General features: G+C 72.3%; 15 protein-coding genes and 1 pseudogene. 9 read left to right on the top strand and 7 right to left on the bottom strand.

Annotation, left to right across the window (positions count from 1 at the left end):
- Positions 1 to 170: 170 nt before the first annotated feature.
- Together ABZ915_RS31735 and ABZ915_RS31740 are read left to right on the top strand one after the other, a co-directional pair.
- Positions 171 to 1,196, top strand: coding sequence for an ATP-binding cassette domain-containing protein (locus ABZ915_RS31735; RefSeq protein WP_361810362.1), 1,026 nt, complete (start codon positions 171 to 173; stop codon positions 1,194 to 1,196).
- A complete protein-coding gene (locus ABZ915_RS31740; RefSeq protein ID WP_361810364.1) occupies positions 1,193 to 2,008 on the top strand; it encodes an ABC transporter permease in 816 nt (271 codons plus the stop codon). Before ABZ915_RS31735 ends, ABZ915_RS31740 begins: the two co-directional genes overlap by 4 nt.
- Before the next feature lie 19 nt (positions 2,009 to 2,027).
- Here the strand turns inward: ABZ915_RS31740 and ABZ915_RS31745 are convergent, their stop codons facing one another.
- Positions 2,028 to 5,294 (bottom strand): BTAD domain-containing putative transcriptional regulator, encoded by a 3,267-nt coding sequence (locus tag ABZ915_RS31745; protein WP_361810648.1) that lies wholly within the window; start codon positions 5,292 to 5,294, stop codon positions 2,028 to 2,030.
- 100 nt (positions 5,295 to 5,394) lie between these two features.
- Entirely contained in the window at positions 5,395 to 5,916 is a 522-nt protein-coding gene (locus ABZ915_RS31750; RefSeq protein ID WP_361810366.1) for a DUF6578 domain-containing protein, read from the bottom strand.
- 127 nt (positions 5,917 to 6,043) lie between these two features.
- On the opposite strand from ABZ915_RS31750, the gene ABZ915_RS31755 reads away from it, so the two are divergent.
- Positions 6,044 to 6,814, top strand: coding sequence for a site-2 protease family protein (locus ABZ915_RS31755; protein ID WP_361810368.1), 771 nt, complete (start codon positions 6,044 to 6,046; stop codon positions 6,812 to 6,814).
- On the opposite strand, the gene ABZ915_RS31760 is transcribed toward ABZ915_RS31755, so the two are convergent.
- Genes ABZ915_RS31760 through ABZ915_RS31770 form a run of 3 tightly spaced genes read right to left on the bottom strand, consistent with a single transcriptional unit; the run spans position 6,796 to position 8,876 of the window.
- Entirely contained in the window at positions 6,796 to 7,056 is a 261-nt protein-coding gene (locus ABZ915_RS31760; RefSeq protein ID WP_361810370.1) for a hypothetical protein, read from the bottom strand. The two genes, ABZ915_RS31755 and ABZ915_RS31760, sit on opposite strands and share 19 nt — an antisense overlap.
- A gap of 4 nt (positions 7,057 to 7,060) precedes the next feature.
- Positions 7,061 to 7,765, bottom strand: a complete 705-nt coding sequence (gene npdG, locus ABZ915_RS31765; protein ID WP_361810372.1) for an NADPH-dependent F420 reductase — start codon at positions 7,763 to 7,765, stop codon at positions 7,061 to 7,063.
- A 37-nt stretch (positions 7,766 to 7,802) separates the two neighbouring features.
- Complete coding sequence (locus ABZ915_RS31770; RefSeq protein ID WP_361810374.1) at positions 7,803 to 8,876, bottom strand: sialidase family protein; 1,074 nt, start codon at positions 8,874 to 8,876, stop codon at positions 7,803 to 7,805.
- A gap of 125 nt (positions 8,877 to 9,001) precedes the next feature.
- On the opposite strand from ABZ915_RS31770, the gene ABZ915_RS31775 reads away from it, so the two are divergent.
- The 3 genes and pseudogenes from ABZ915_RS31775 to ABZ915_RS31785 all read left to right on the top strand — a co-directional run bounded on the left by ABZ915_RS31775 (position 9,002) and on the right by ABZ915_RS31785 (position 10,433).
- A complete protein-coding gene (locus ABZ915_RS31775; RefSeq protein ID WP_361810376.1) occupies positions 9,002 to 9,598 on the top strand; it encodes a hypothetical protein in 597 nt (198 codons plus the stop codon).
- Between the two features lie 32 nt (positions 9,599 to 9,630).
- Positions 9,631 to 9,756 (top strand): hypothetical protein, encoded by a 126-nt coding sequence (locus ABZ915_RS31780; protein ID WP_361810378.1) that lies wholly within the window; start codon positions 9,631 to 9,633, stop codon positions 9,754 to 9,756.
- Positions 9,757 to 10,433, top strand: a pseudogene (locus ABZ915_RS31785) (hypothetical protein).
- Here the strand turns inward: ABZ915_RS31785 and ABZ915_RS31790 are convergent.
- The gene (locus tag ABZ915_RS31790) at positions 10,434 to 10,667 is read right to left on the bottom strand and encodes a hypothetical protein (RefSeq protein ID WP_361810380.1); all 234 of its coding nucleotides are present in this window, start codon (positions 10,665 to 10,667) and stop codon (positions 10,434 to 10,436) included.
- A 58-nt stretch (positions 10,668 to 10,725) separates the two neighbouring features.
- On the opposite strand from ABZ915_RS31790, the gene map reads away from it, so the two are divergent.
- Entirely contained in the window at positions 10,726 to 11,583 is an 858-nt protein-coding gene (gene map, locus ABZ915_RS31795; protein WP_361810382.1) for a type I methionyl aminopeptidase, read from the top strand.
- A 13-nt stretch (positions 11,584 to 11,596) separates the two neighbouring features.
- On the opposite strand, the gene ABZ915_RS31800 is transcribed toward map, so the two are convergent.
- A complete protein-coding gene (locus ABZ915_RS31800) occupies positions 11,597 to 12,289 on the bottom strand; it encodes a PhzF family phenazine biosynthesis protein (RefSeq protein ID WP_361810384.1) in 693 nt (230 codons plus the stop codon).
- An 807-nt stretch (positions 12,290 to 13,096) separates the two neighbouring features.
- Here ABZ915_RS31800 and efeO point away from each other — a divergent pair.
- Complete coding sequence (efeO, locus tag ABZ915_RS31805) at positions 13,097 to 14,230, top strand: iron uptake system protein EfeO (RefSeq protein ID WP_361810386.1); 1,134 nt, start codon at positions 13,097 to 13,099, stop codon at positions 14,228 to 14,230.
- Positions 14,231 to 14,244: 14 nt separating this feature from the next.
- Entirely contained in the window at positions 14,245 to 15,507 is a 1,263-nt protein-coding gene (gene efeB, locus ABZ915_RS31810; protein ID WP_361810388.1) for an iron uptake transporter deferrochelatase/peroxidase subunit, read from the top strand.
- The last annotated feature ends 1 nt before the right edge of the window (position 15,508 follow it).

Here is a 15,508-nt window from a genome sequence, read left to right on the forward strand (position 1 = left end):
ACTGGCAGCCCGCCGATCTTCCCCCGTCGGCGGGCTGCCGCCGCGTTTGCCCACCGTCGCCAGGAGGCCGCGCCCCCTGGGCGGAGCCCCCAGCGTGGTGTCGGGGAGGTGTCGGTGGTTGTCGGCGGCTTGTCGGTGGTTTGTCGGTGGGGGGTGGCACGGTCGTGGGCATGACGCGAATCGACAACGACCCCAGCGGCGCGGGCCACGCCGTCACCGTGCGGGGGCTGGTCAAGCACTACGGCGAGACCAAGGCGCTGGACGGGGTGGACCTGGACGTGCGCGAGGGCACCGTGATGGGTGTGCTCGGGCCGAACGGAGCCGGGAAGACCACCCTCGTAAGGATCCTGTCCACCCTGCTGGCCCCCGACGCCGGAGCGGCGACCGTCGCCGGCTACGACGTCGTACGGCAGCCCCGGCAGCTGCGCCGGGTGATCGGGCTCACCGGGCAGTACGCCTCGGTGGACGAGAAGCTCCCCGGCTGGGAGAACCTCTACATGATCGGACGGCTGCTCGATCTGCCGCGCAAGGTCGCCCGCGCCCGCGCCGACGAACTGCTGGAGCGGTTCTCCCTCATGGACGCCGCCAAGCGGCCGGCGAGCACCTACTCCGGCGGTATGCGACGCAGGCTCGACCTCGCCGCTTCCATGATCGGCCGGCCCCAGGTGCTGTTCCTCGACGAGCCGACGACGGGACTCGACCCCCGTACCCGCAACGAGGTGTGGGACGAGGTCAAGGCCATGGTCGGGGGCGGGGTCACCGTCCTGCTGACCACCCAGTACATGGAGGAGGCCGAGCATCTGGCCTCGGAGCTGACCGTGGTGGACCGCGGCCAGGTCATCGCCAAGGGCGGCATCGAGGAGCTGAAGGCCAAGGTCGGCGGACGCACCCTGCGGGTGCGGCCGGCCGATCCGCTGGAGCTGCGCCCGCTCGCCCGCATGCTCGACGAGCTCGGCATCACCGGGCTCGCCGCCACCACCGTGGACAGCGCCGGCGGCACCCTGCTGGTGCCGATCCTCAGCGACGAGCAGCTGACCGCCGTGGTCGGCGCGGTCACCGCGCGCGGCATCACGATCACCTCCATCACCACCGAACTGCCCAGCCTGGACGAGGTGTTCCTGTCCCTCACCGGCCACCGCGCCAGTGCCCCCCAGGACACCACGCCCACCGACACCCGCCAGGAGGTCGCCGCATGAGCGCCGCAACCGCCACCGCCGGCACCGACGACGTACGCATTCCGCTGCGCGGCCACCTTCGCCACACCGGCGCCCTGATCCGCCGCAACCTGCTGTGGATCAAGCAGGACCCCGAGTCGATGATGGACGCGGTCCTGATGCCGGTCATCTTCACCCTGCTGTTCGTGTACGTCTTCGGCGGCTCGATCGGGCAGGCACTGGGCGGCGGGCAGGACGGGTACGTGCAGTACGTGATCCCCGGCATGATCGCGATGATGAGCATGACGCTGTCCCAGGGCGTCGGCACCGGCTTCAGCCAGGACTTCAACTCCGGGGTCATGGACCGCTTCCGCTCCCTGCCGATCGGACGCGGCTCGGTGCTCTTCGCGAAGATCACGGTGGAGCTGGCGCGGATGCTTTTCGCGACGGCCGTGCTGATGGTCGTCGCCGTGCTGGTCGGTTTCGACATCCACCACTGGGGCGGGCTGTTCGCGGCCGTGGGCCTGGCCACGGTGTTCGCCTCGTCGATCATGTGGGTGTTCCTCACCCTGGGGGTGATCCTGAAGAACGCGCAGTCGGTGCAGGCGATGGGCTTCCTGGTGCTGTTCCCGTTGCAGTTCGGCTCGTCGATCTTCGCCCCGACGAAGTCGATGCCGGGCTGGCTTCAGGCCTTCACCGACTACAACCCCCTGTCCACGCTCGCGGACGCGGCGCGCGGACTGATGATCGGCGGCCCGGTCGCGCACGACCTGTGGGTGACGCTGGGCTGGTCGGTGGCGATCACCGCGGTGATGGCCCCGGTCGCGATCCACAAGTTCCGTACCAAGAGCTGACGCGGCACGGCTGGATACGTCAGACCAGGGCGGTGGCCTCCACGAGGGAGAGGCCACCGCCTTCCGCGTACGCGGAGTCGTACGCCTCCTCGTCGAGCACGGCCCGGACGGCCGCCTCGGTGCGCTTGCGCACCGCGCGTTCGAGCGTCACCTCGACATGGCCGGACGGCAGCAGCGCGGCGGCGGCGCCCAGGCAGCGGGCGGCGTCGCGGGCACGGGCACCGCCGTCGACCTCGGCGAGGGCCGTCGCGGCGATGGTCAGGTACAGGGGCCGCAGGTGCGGGGCGATGGCCCGGGCCAGCGGGTCCTCGGCGCGCTCCAGCGCGCTCCGGATCTTGTCCAGGGCTTCGTCCGGGCGGCCGTCGACGGCGTCCACCCAGGCCTCCTGGCCGAGGATGAAGGCGTCGAAGACGACGAAGTGCGCGATGCTGAAGTCCTGGCGGAGCAGGCGGAGTTCCTCGCGGGCCTCCGCGACGCGGTCGGTGAGCGAGAGCCAGCCGGCGAGGAAGAGCCGGGCCATGGGCCTCGCCTCGTTGTTGCTGCCGTCGTGGCGGGCGATGATCTCGCGCAGCATGCGCTCGCCGAGCCCCGGCTCGCCGGTCTCCAGGACCACGGCGGCCAGGCGGACGCCGAGCACCGCCGTCTGGGCGCGGGCGCCGAGGCGGTCGGCCTGCTCGATGGCCGCCCGGAAGTCGGCGGCGGCCGACTCGTACTCGCCCTTGCGCTCGTGGGACTCTCCGCGCGCGGCGAGCGCCTCGGCCGCGCCCCAGGCGTCCCCGAGACGCTCGAACATCTCCAGTGCCTCGTCGGCGTCGCGCTTGGCGTCGCCCGCCCACTCGCTGCGGTTGGCGAGGATGTTGGCCCGCATCTGGAGGGTGGAGGCCAGTTCCCACTCGAAGCCCGGTGTCCGACGGCAGGTCCGCACACAGGCGTCGAGGATGTCGCGCAGTTCCTCCATGCCCCCGGTCAGCAGCACGGCGTAGAACCACAGCATGCCGGGGGGACGGCAGGTCTGCGGCAGGCCGGGTTCGTACACCTGGGTGATGACGCGGAGCTTCGCCTGGGCCTCGGGGGTCTGCCAGGCGTCCAGCTCGGTGTCTATGCAGGCGAGATGGGCCAGGTGCAGACCGCGCCGGGCCTCGTCGAGCAGTTCGCCGGTGTACGGGGGCGGTACGTCCGTGCAGCGCTGCCACACCGGTGCGGCGCGGCGGACGGGCTCGGCGAACGGGTCGGGGCCGAGCGCCATGACCTCGGTGCACAGATTGCGGGCCTCGATGCGCAGGTCGCGCATCTGCCAGTACCAGACCAGCGAGAGCAGCAGGCACAGCGCCTCCTGCTCGTCCTGCTCGGCGATGGCGCGGCGCAGGGCGGTGCGCAGGTTCTCGTACTCCTGCTGGAACCGCTCGATGGCGGTGCGCTGGCCGGTGCCGCGCAGCAACGCATCGGTGGTGCGGGCGAGTTCGCGGAAGTACGTCAGATGGGCGCGCTCGGCCTCCTTGCGCCGGCCGGACTCGTCGAGCCGTTCGCCCGCGTACTCGGCGACGGTCTCCAGGAGCCGGTAGCGCATCCCGCCGTCGGGAGCGGGAGCGGCGACGACGAGCGACTTGTCGACCAGGGAGCCCAGCGCGTCGAAGGCGTACGGTCCGCACACGGCCTCGGCGGCGGCGAGGTCGCAGCCGCCCGCGAAGACCGACAGGCCGCGCAGCACCTCGCGTTCGCCCTCGTCGAGCAGGTCCCAGGACCAGTCGACGACGGCCCGCAGGGTCTGCTGGCGGGGCAGCACGGTGCGGCTGCCGGAGGTGAGCAGCCGGAAGCGGTCGTCGAGCCGGGCGACGATCTGGCGGGGCGTGAGCATCCGGAGCCGGGCGGCGGCGAGTTCGATGGCCAGGGGCAGGCCGTCGAGGCGCCGGCAGATCTCGGCGCACGCCTCCGGGTCGTCCTCGGTGCGGAAGCCGGGCCGGGCGGCCGCGCCCCGGTCGGCGAGCAGCCGCAGCGCGACCGGCTCGGGCAGCGGTTCCACGGGGCGCAGCAGCTCGCCGGGGACGCCGAGGGGTTCCCGGCTGGTGGCGAGCACGGTGACCTCCGGGCAGCGGGCCAGCAGCCGCTCCGCGAGACGGGCCGCCCCCTCCACCACGTGCTCGCAGTTGTCCAGGACGAGCAGCATGCGGCGCCGGCCGCAGTGCTCGACGAGCCGCTCGACGGGGTCGTCGTACCGGTCGGCGACGGCCCGCATGCCCTCGGCGCCGGCGCCGTGCAGCACGGTCTCGCGGGCGCCGATCGCGGTGAGCACGGCCTCCGGTACGGCTTCCGGGTCGTCGACGGGCGCCAGCTCGGCCAGCCACACCCCGTCCCGGGTCGCGCCCCGCACGGCTTCGGCGGCCTCCTGCGACAGCCGGGTCTTCCCCGCTCCGCCGGGCCCGAGCAGGGTGACCAGCCGGGCCGTCGCGAGGTCCGACCTGAGTGCCTCGATGTCGGCCTCCCGGCCGACGAAGGAGGTGAGGCGGGCGGGGAGGTTGCCCAGGGCCGGCCCGGCCGGGCGCGCCGCCGGCGGCGCCGTCCGTGGGGTCAGCAACTCGACGTGCAGCGCCCGTAGTTCGGGCCCGGGGTCGGAGCCGAGCCGCTCGGCGAGGAGCTGTCGTACGTCCTCGTAGGCGGCCAGTGCCTCCGCCGTGCGGCCCGCGTCGCGCAGGGCGCGCAGCCGCAGGGTCTGGAGGGGCTCGTCCAGGGGGTGGGTGTCGCACAGAGCGATCAGCTCGGGCAGCGCCCCTTCGGCGTGGCCGAGGGCGAGGGCGGCGGTGTGCCGGGCCCGCAGGGCGTCCAGGCGGCGGGTGTCGCAGCGGGCGGCCTCGGCGGTGCGGTCGGGCAGGTCGGCGAGGGCGGGGCCGTGCCACAGCGCGAGGGCGTCGTCGAGGACGGTGGCCGCCTTCGCCGCGTCGCCGTCGGCCAGGGCGCGCAGCCCTTCCCCGGTCAGGCGTTCGAAGCGGTGCAGGTCGATGTCGTCGGGCGCGGCGGCGAGCCGGTACCCGCCCTCCGCCGAGGCGACCGCGTCGGCCCCCAGGGCCCGCCGGAGCCGCCCGACCAGCGCCTGCACGGCGGCGGTGGCGTCGGCGGGCGAATCCCCGTCCCACACCTCGTCGACCAGCACCCCGACCGGCACCGTCCGGCCGGGTCTGAGCGCGAGCACGGTCAGCAGCGCGCGCAACCGCGCCCCGCCCACGGGGACGGACGTACCGTCGGGACGGAGAACCTGGGTGGTACCGAGAATGCGATAGCGCACGGGCCCTATTCTCCCCGCTGCACTCACCGCCGGTCACGGGGTTCACGCGGCGGGGCGCCCGCGGCCTCCAGGCCCGGGTTGGCACTGGGAATGCGATGGCGCACGGGCTCTATTGTCCCCGCCGGCCTCGCCGCCGGTCACGGGGTTCACGCGGCGGGGCGGCGGGCATGGCGCTCGTGACGGACGGCTGTCGGCGGTGGCCCCTCCCGGGGACGGCTTCCGGGAGGTCGGTGACGTCGAGGGTGACGAGGACGCCGTCCGTGTTCCGCCGGCGCCGGGGGCCCGGCCCGTCGGCGGGTTCGCCGCAGCCGAACCACTTCGGGCAGCTGTCGACCGGTTCGAGGGTCCGCCGGCCGGGCACAGGTGTGAAGGAGCGCGAGCCGGGGGCGGTCTCCGCGTACTCCTGGTGGACGAGGTGGATGGCGCGGACCCGGCCCGTGGCCGTGGGCCAGCCGTCGCTGTGGTGCTCGACCCGCAGCAGTCCCGCGTACTCCTCCTCGTCCCAGCCCCAGGTCCGCATGTCGTCGGATTCCATGGGCATCACTTGCCAGGTCACCTCGTCCCCGACCGAGAACGTCCTGCCGCAGCACTCCATCTGCCAGCTCTCGTACAGCGCTCGCCTCAGAACCATTCCCCCACCTTCCTAGGAACCGGCACCCGTCCGCGAGACGTTTTCCCCGTACGCCCGGTACGGTCGGGCTCGCCGATCGACCCGTCCACGGTCCCAGACCCAGCCCCGAACCACAGGAGTCCGCCGCATGACCACCGCCACCACCCGCCACAGCGAGCGGCGGATCAGTCCCGTGTTCCTCGGGATCCTGGCCGTCACCGCGGTCACGGGATGGGCCACCTGGACGGGGTTCGCCGACCAGCCGGGCGTCGCCGTGTTCCTGTTCGTGACGGCCGCCTGGATCGTCTCCCTGTGCCTGCACGAGTACGCGCACGCGCGCACGGCCCTGCACAGCGGTGACGTCTCGGTCGGCGCGAAGGGCTATCTGACGCTGAACCCGCTGAAGTACACGCACGCCCTGCTCAGCATCGTGCTGCCGGTGGTGTTCGTGATGATGGGCGGGATCGGGCTCCCGGGCGGCGCGGTGTTCATCGAGCGCGGCCGGATCCGGGGCCGCTGGCGGCACAGCCTGATATCGGCGGCCGGCCCGCTGACGAACGTGCTGTTCGCGGCGGTGTGCACGGCCCCGTTCTGGCTGCACGCGCTGGACGGGGTGCCCCTGGAGTTCCGCTTCGCCCTCGCCTTCCTCGGGCTGCTCCAGGTGACGGCCGCGGTCCTGAACTTCCTGCCGGTCCCCGGCCTGGACGGCTACGGCGTGATCGAGCCCTGGCTGTCGGACGGCGTCAAGCGGCAGGTGGAGCCGTTCGCCCCGTTCGGGCTGCTGTTCGTGTTCGCGCTGCTGTGGCTGCCGTCGGTCAACCACGTGTTCTTCGACGTGATCGACGCGATCCTGCGGGGGCTCGGGGTGAGCGAGTTCGACACCTCGTACGGCTGGAGCCTCTACCGCTTCTGGGAGTAGCCGGCCCGGCCCCGCCGCAGGTAGTACCAGGTCATGTTGGACGACAGACCGGCGAGCAGCACCCAGACGACCCCCACCAGCCAGCTGCCCTGAACGAAGGAGACGACGGCCGCGGCCACGGCGAGGAGGCACACGACCAGGGCGTAGAGGGCAAGTCGCGGGGTCGGGCCGGGCGGGGACAAGGGGGGCATTTCGGGAGGCTCCTGTCGGGGGACACTGCTTCGGCGACCAGTGTCCCCCATCCGGTCAGACGTCCGTGATGCGGAGCCCCGCGTGCGCCTTGTACCGGCGGTTGACGGAGATCAGGTTCGCGACCAGGGACTCCACCTGGTGGGCGTTGCGCAGCCGCCCGGCGAAGATCCCGCGCATGCCGGGGATGCGCCCGGCCAGCGCCTGGACGGTCTCCACGTCGGCCCGCTCCTCGCCCAGCACCATCACATCGGTGTCGATCTCCTCGATCTCCGGGTCCTGGAGGAGGACCGCCGAGAGGTGGTGGAAGGCGGCGGCCACCCGGGAGTCCGGCAGGAGCGCGGCGGCCTGCTCGGCGGCGCTGCCCTCCTCCGGCTTCAGCGCGTAGGCGCCCTGCTTGTCGAAGCCGAGCGGGTTGACGCAGTCCACGACCAGCTTCCCGGCCAGTTCCTCGCGCAGGGACTCCAGGGTCTTCCCGTGCCCCTCCCAGGGCACCGCGACGATCACGATGTCGCTGCGCCGCGCGGTCTCGGCGTTGTCGGCGCCCTCGACGCCGTGCCCGAGCTCGTCGGCGGCGGCCTGCGCGCGCTCGGCGGCCCGCGAGCCGATGATCACCTTCTGTCCGGCCCTGGCGAGCCGGTAGGCGAGGCCCTTGCCCTGCGGACCGGTGCCGCCGAGCACGCCGACGACCAGTCCGGAGACGTCGGGCAGGTCCCAGGGGTCCTTGGCGGGGGCCTTCTGTGCGCTGTCGCTAGAGGTCATGCGCCGACTCTACGTCCGCCGCCCGGACCCCACCGGCTCAGGTGGTCCCCGGCACGGGCACCCGCCGGAACACGATCCGTTCATAGGCGCCGAAGTCACCGGTTTCGTACAGGAGTCCGATCGTGCGGGCGTCGATCCGCACCAGGTCGGAGTAGGCGGCGGGCAGGCCGTCGACCGTGTGCACGGGCCGCCAGGTCCTGCCGGCGTCCGCGGAGGCGCGGACGGTCATCAGGGCCCGGCCGCCGGGGAAGGCGGGGCCGGAGAAGAGCAGCACGTCGGGGTCGCGGAGCTGGAGCACGCTGCCCTGGCAGACGGGCCCGTCCAGTCCGGCCTGCGGACGGAAGGGGGTGTGCAGGGTCCTCCCGCCGTCCCCGGAGTGGGCGTCGGCCCGGTTGCCCGGGGAGGGCGAGTCGTTGCGGGTGTTGAAGTAGACGCGCCCGTCGGGGAGTTCGGCGGCGGTGGTCTCGTTCACATTGACGTAGCCGTTGGTGTTCTCGTCGACGTACCCGAGGTACCAGTTCTCGCCCCGGTCGTCGCTGAGCAGGCAGTGGCCGCTGTTGTACTTGGCCTCCGTGCCGTTGTCGGAGCCGGTGGGCGGCAGCGTGTGGTTGCCGGGGACGACGACCCGGCCGGAGCTCAGCTGGATCGCGTGGCCGGGGGTGGTGGCGTACCAGCGCCAGCCCGTCTTCTTCACCTGCCGGGTGATCTCCCGGGGCGCGGACCAGGTGGCGCCCTCGTCGTCGCTGTGCTGCACCCACACCCGGCGGCCGGCGGCGTCCTTGACCTTGCCGCGCAGCAGGGCGTCCTCGGAGGCGGTGGCGGCGGAGCGGACGTGGACGAGCAGGACCCGGCCGGTGTCGAGGACGACGGGGGCGGGGTTGCCGGCCAGGTCGCCGCCGTTGTCGGCGACGACCTGGAGCGGGCCCCAGGTGCGGCCGCCGTCGGCGGACCGCTTCAGCACGATCCGGATGTGGCCGTGGTCCCGCGCGGAGTCGACCCGCCCCTCGCAGAAGGCGAGCAGCCTTCCCGACCTGGTGGCCACCACCGCCGGGATCCGGTAACTGGCGTGACCCTCGCGGCCCGCGCGGAAGGGGACGGTGGCGTCGGTCATCGGGCGGCTCCTCGGGCGGGCGCGGACCTGTGCGGACCTGTGCTGACCGGACACTGTCCCCGAATCGAGCGAATTCGGAGTGAACTCCGCGTCACGAGTGACCGGTTGCGGCACCATGCGGTCGTATGGACGCCGTACGGGTCGCGCTGCTGCGCGAAGTGCTCGCCGGGACCGAGTGGCTGGGCGCCACCCGGCGGTTCGCGGGCGTACTGCGCGGGTCCGTGGTGACGCACGGCGGCGGGCTGCTGCTGGTGGGCACCCCTCAGTACGAGCCCTGGCACCTGGCGGCCCACCTGGTGGACGAGGCCGCCTGGTCCGGCACGCCCGAGCTGGCCCCGACCCTCGTGCGCCACGACGCGCGCCCCTCGGACCCGGCGCACCTCGCCGTCGGCCCCGGCCGGCTCGAGGCGGCCCGGCGCGGCGAGACCCTGCTCGTCGTGGCCCCGGCCGAGCCCGCCCCCCTGCTCCAGCGGGTCCACGACGCCCGGCGGGCCGGGGTGACGGTCCTGGCCCTGGGCGCCGGCGGGGGCGAGCTGGAATCCATGGCCCACGAGACCCTGGCCGTACCGCAGGGCGCCGAGCTGGACCTGGACAGCGTCCAGCACCTGGTCAGCGCGGCCGCCGGTGAGAACGCCGGTCCCCCGAGATCCCGCCGCCGCTTCCGCGACCGCCTGTCGAGACTGGCGGAGGCCCTGACCGCACCCCCGCCCGCGCCCTGGTGAGCTTCCCGGCGAAAAGCGGTTGCCGCGCCCTCGTGACCGACGCCTCCGACACATCCCCCGTCGAAACACCCCCCACCGGCAAGCGCCCCGCGGGCATCCGCGCCCTGCTCCCGGACCTCGCCCCCTGGCGGGCCTCCGCCGACTTCCGCAAGCTCTGAATATCGGGGCTGGTCAGCAACTTCGGCAGCTTCCTCACCTTCGTGGCGCTGCCCGTGCAGCTGAAGGACCTCACCGGGTCGGCGGCGGCGGTCGGTGCGATCGGCGCGGTCCAACTGGTGCCGCTGGTGGTGTTCGGGCTGTACGGCGATGGGGGTCCCCCCATGCCCTTAAGGCAATGGGGGAGTACGCCACCGTCCCGGCCGGGGCCCTGCTGGTGAGTCTGACCAGCGGCTGGACCTCGCGGATCCACCGGCACGGGCTGATGGTGGTGCCGTCGGCGGCGCTGTGGGGCCTTGCCGTGGCCGCCGCGGGCGCCTCGGGGAACGTCTGGACGGTGCTGCTGTTCCTCACCCTCGGCGGCGGCTTCGACATGGTCAGCGGGATCTTCCGGGCCGCCATGTGGAACCAGACGATCCCGGACGAGCTGCGCGGGCGGCTCGCCGGGATCGAACTGCTGTCGTACTCGGTGGGGCCGCAGCTCGGTCAGGTCCGGGCCGGCGGCCTCGCCGCATGGGCGGGGGTGCGTACCTCCGTCTGGTCCGGCGGGCTGGCGTGCGCGGGCGCGGTCGGGCTGCTCGCGCTGTGCCTGCCGGGGCTGATGACGTACGACGCCCGGACGAACAAGCACGCGGTGCGGATGCGCGAGCGGCGGGCCGCCACACCTGCCCAGGCGTGATCAGTCCTCGTCAGCGCTGCCGCCCGCCGCCGCGTCGTGCCAGCGCGGGTCGTTCTCCCATTCGAGGTTGCGCTCACGGGCGGTCTGCATCGCGTGTTCGGCCTCCGCGCGGGTGGAGTACGGGCCGAAGCGGTCCTTGGCCGGGCACTCCGGGCCCTCCTCGACCTTCTTGTGGTGCAGGCAGTAGTACCACTCGCCGGGCTTCCCGGCCGTCCGCTTCTTGAACAGGGCCATGACCAGCTCCTCTCGCCACCGACATGTTCCCCCACACCCGCTGGTTAGACTCGCTGGCATGTCTGGCCAGTCGCTGCTCGTTCCAGGGGAGCTGTCTCCCACCCGTTCGGTCCCCGGCAACATCCGGCGCCCCGAGTACGTCGGCAAGCCCGCGCCGACGCCGTACACCGGGCCGGAGGTGCAGACGCCCGAGACCATCGAGGCGATGCGGCGTGCGGGGCGCATCGCCGCGCGGGCCATGGAGGAGGCCGCCAAGCTGATCGCGCCGGGCGTGACCACGGACCAGCTGGACAAGGTCGCCCACGAGTACATGTGCGACTACGGCGCCTACCCGTCCACGCTCGGCTACCGCGGCTTCCCCAAGTCGCTGTGCACCAGCGTCAACGAGGTCATCTGCCACGGCATCCCGGACTCGACGGTGCTCAGGGACGGCGACATCGTCAACCTGGACGTCACGGCGTACATCGGCGGGGTGCACGGCGACAACAACGCCACCTACCTGGTGGGTGACGTCGACGAGGAGTCACGGCTGCTGGTCGAGCGGACCCGGGAGTCCCTCAACCGGGCGATCAAGGCCGTGAAGCCCGGCCGGCAGATCAACATCATCGGCCGGGTCATCGAGTCCTACGCCAAGCGCTTCGGGTACGGGGTGGTCCGGGACTTCACCGGGCACGGCATCAACTCGTCGTTCCACTCCGGGCTGATCATCCCGCACTATGACAGCCCGCAGGCCACGACGGTCATGCAGCCGGGGATGACCTTCACGATCGAGCCGATGCTGACGCTGGGCACGCACGAGTACGACATGTGGGACGACGGCTGGACCGTGGTCACCAAGGACCGCAAGCGGACGGCACAGTTCGAGCACACGCTGGTGGTGACCGAGACGGGGACGGAGATCCTCACCCTGCCCTAGGGCCGCTTGCCCGCTAGGGCCGCTCCGGCTGGCGTTCCAGGAACACGCGGCCACCGATCTCCACCCAGCCGCCGGGCTGCGGGGCCGTGAGGATCTGGGAGCCGGAGCCCTGGGTGATGTTGAGGGCGCGGCCCAGCCGGTCCGTGAGCAGCAGTGCCGCCGCGCCCGTCGCCTCGTCCTCCTCGATGCCGTCGTCCCGGCCGGGGAAGGCGCGGGCGCGGATCCGGCCGGCGGCCTCGTCCTCCCACGCCCAGGCGTAGATCCTCCCCCACTGCCCGAAAGGCGTGGGAGGTGCCCCCATGCCAGGCGACGGCACGGGCAGCGCGTCGACCTCGGCGGCGGTTGCGTAGTGTCGCAGGGTGTGCGGCGGTGCCCACTCGGGACGGGCCTCGATCCAGCTGAACTCGCCGTCCAGGCGGACGCCGACGACTCCGGCCGGGGTGACCAGTTCGGGCACGTCCAGCAGCCAGCCCACGCCGACGCAGGGGTGACCGGCGAAGGGCAGGCGCAGGGTGGGCGTGTAGATGTCGATGATCCCGCGCTCGGGGTCGTCCACGAACACCGTCTCGCTGAAGCCGAGCTTCGCGGCGAACGCCTGCCGGTCGTCCGGGCCGGGGACCCGTGAGCCGTTGCGGACGACGCCGAGCTCGGTGCCGTATCCGCCGTTGGCCGCGCAGAAGACGCGCAGCACGTCGTAGTCAGTCACCAGGGCATTGAAACATCACAGTGGCGGCCAGAGCGTCCCAGGCGGGGGCGCCGCCGGGGAGCGGCCAGGAGCGCGTGCGGGCCCCCTCGTACGGCAGTCCGGCGAGAGTGTCATTGAGCCCCTGGACCACGCGCCGCCGGTGCTGCTCTGTGGCCGACCACTCCAGCAGCCGGGCCGCCGGCCCCTCCGACTCCCCCCGCCACTCCTCCACAGGAGGACGGGCGCCAGGTTTCCCTCGCGCGCGTGCTTCCGATGGGCCTTCACCCGGGGCGCGTCCGGCGGCGAGAGTGGCCGCAGCGGTACGACGCCCTCCCAGCCGCCCGCGCACCAGTCGAGGTAGCAGTCCGGCCACGCGCGCATGAAGTCGCCGGTCCACACATATGGCGGGAAGGCCTGCCGTCCGGCCAGCTGCCGGCGCGCGTCGTGCAGCGGACCGTCCGGCGATTCCTCCAGCCACCGGGCGTACTGGTGGACCCAGTTGACGTCCGACCGCATCAGGGCCGAGCGGACGGGCGGAAGAGGGGAGCGGTAACCGTCGAGGTGACGGAGGAAGACGCCCTCGTTCGGGCCGTCGACCCGCCCCAGTCCTCCCTGCGCGTCCTCTTCATGTGGACAGCGACAGCGTCGAGGGCGCGTGACCACTTGACCCGTCATTTACTATCTCTTGGGGTCTATTTTTCGCCGTCGATATCAAGCCGTGTCTGTGATCTTTCTGTGGGAGCTGAATCCGGGACCGGGTGGGTATGAGTGAGGTAAGCCTCAGGTAAGTTAGGCCAGCCTCACCACACCATTCCGCTTGGAGCCTGCATGCGAGCCGTCCGACTCACCGTCACCGCCGCCGCGACCGCGGCCGCTCTGACCGCCCTCTCGGCCTGCACGGCGAAGAGCGACGCCAAGGGTGCCGACGCCATCCAGGTGACCGCCGCCGACTCCAAGTGCGACACCTCCGCCAAGTCCGTCCCGGCCGGCCAGGTCACGCTGCGGATCGAGAACAAGGGCAGCAAGGCCACCGAGGTCGAGATCGTCCTCCCGGACGGCCGGATCATCTCCGAGAAGGAGAACGTCGGCCCCGGCACCAAGTACACCCTCACCGCCGAGGTGAAGGCCGGTTCGTACGAGATCGCCTGCCGCCCGGGCATGAAGGGCCACGGCGTCCGGCAGAAGCTCACCGTCACCGGCGGCTCCACCGCCAAGCGGAACCCGCAGCTGGACAAGGCGGTCGCCGACTACCGCGACTACGCCCAGGAGCAGGCCGACCAGACGCTGCCGCTCACCGAGACCTTCGTGAAGGCGGTCAAGGCCGGCGACCTCGACGCCGCCAAGAAGGCCTACGCCCCCTCCCGCCTCGGCTGGGAGCGCACCGAGCCGGTCGCCGAGTCCTTCGGCGACATCGACCCCAAGGTCGACGTCCGGGCGGACGGCCTGGAGGACGGCCAGAAGTGGACCGGCTGGCACCGCCTGGAGAAGGCCCTCTGGCAGGACAAGAAGATCGGCGCCGAGGAGAAGACCCTCGCCGACCAGCTGGTGACCGACCTGAAGGACTGGCAGAAGCGGGTCGGCAAGGCCGAGATCACCCCGACCTCCATGGCCAACGGCGCCAAGGAGCTGCTCGACGAGGTCGCCACCGGCAAGGTCACCGGCGAGGAGGAGCGCTACTCGCACACCGACCTGGTCGACTTCAAGGGCAACGTCGAGGGCGCGCAGAAGTCGTACGAGCTGCTCAAGCCGGTCGCGCAGAAGAACGCCCCGGCGCTCGCCAAGGAGCTGGACAAGCAGTTCACCGCGCTGAACACGCTGCTCGACAAGTACCGGTCGGACAAGAACTCGTACGACTTCGTCTCCTACGACAAGGTCACCGACGACCAGCAGAAGGAACTGTCGGACGCGGTCAACGCCCTCGCGGAGCCGCTGTCCAAGCTCGCCGCGGCCGTTGTGAAGTAGGGGGGAAGAGGACGATGACGGACAACCAGGCAACCAGCCCGTCCCGCCGCGCCCTGATCGGCTGGGGCGGTGCCGGCCTCGCGCTCGGGGCCGCCGCGGCCGGCGGTGCGGTGGCGATGGCGAAGACCGGCGACGACGTGGACCCGGCCGCGGCCGGGACGGGCGCGGCGGTGGAGTTCCACGGCGCCCACCAGGCGGGCATCGCCACACCGGTGCAGGACCGGCTGCACTTCGCCGCGTTCGACGTGAAGACCGACGACCGCGCCGAGTTCGTGCAGATGCTCAAGGACTGGACGGCCGCCGCGCGCCGGATGACGGCCGGGAAGGCGGTCGGCGAGGGCGCGTACGGCGGGCTCGCCGAGGCTCCTCCGGACGACACCGGTGAGGCGCTGGGGCTGAAGCCCTCGCGGCTGACGCTGACGATCGGGTTCGGGCCGTCGTTCTTCGAGAAGTTCGGGCTGACGGACAAGCGGCCGGCCGCGCTGGTCGACCTGCCCGCCTTCCCGGGCGACAACCTCGACAAGCCTCGCACCGGCGGCGACCTGTGCGTCCAGGCCTGCGCGGACGATCCGCAGGTCGCGGTGCACGCGATCCGCCAACTGGCCCGGATCGGCTTCGGGAAGGTCGCCATCCGCTGGTCGCAGCTCGGCTTCGGCAAGACCTCCTCGACCACACCGGACGCCCAGACGCCCCGCAACCTCATGGGGTTCAAGGACGGCACCCGCAACATCGCCGGCACGGAGACGGACCGGCTGAAGAGGTTCGTCTGGGTCGGAGAGGGCGGGGACGGCGACGCCGGCTCGGCCTGGATGAGCGGGGGGTCGTATCTCGTCGCACGGCGGATCCGGATGAACATCGAGACCTGGGACCGCACCTCGCTCCAGGAGCAGGAGGACGTCTTCGGCCGCGACAAGGGCGAGGGCGCCCCGGTCGGCAAGGCCAAGGAGCACGACAAGCCGTTCCTGAAGGCGATGAAGCCGGACGCGCACGTGCGCCTGGCGCACCCCGACTCCAACGACGGGATCACGATCCTGCGCCGGGGCTACTCCTTCACCGACGGCACCGACGGCCTCGGCCGCCTGGACGCGGGCCTGTTCTTCCTGGCCTACCAGCGTGACGTGCGCAAGGGGTTCATCCCGCTCCAGCGGCGACTGTCGTCGAAGGACGCGCTCAACGAGTACATCCAGCACGTGGGTTCGGCGGTCTTCGCCGTCCCGCCCGGCGTCCGGGACTCCGGCGACTGGTGGGGCAAGACACTGTTCTCCGAGGAGGCGTAGC

Origin of the sequence: Streptomyces sp. NPDC046915, from assembly GCF_040644935.1 — a bacterium.
In the GTDB taxonomy this organism is placed as follows: domain Bacteria; phylum Actinomycetota; class Actinomycetes; order Streptomycetales; family Streptomycetaceae; genus Streptomyces.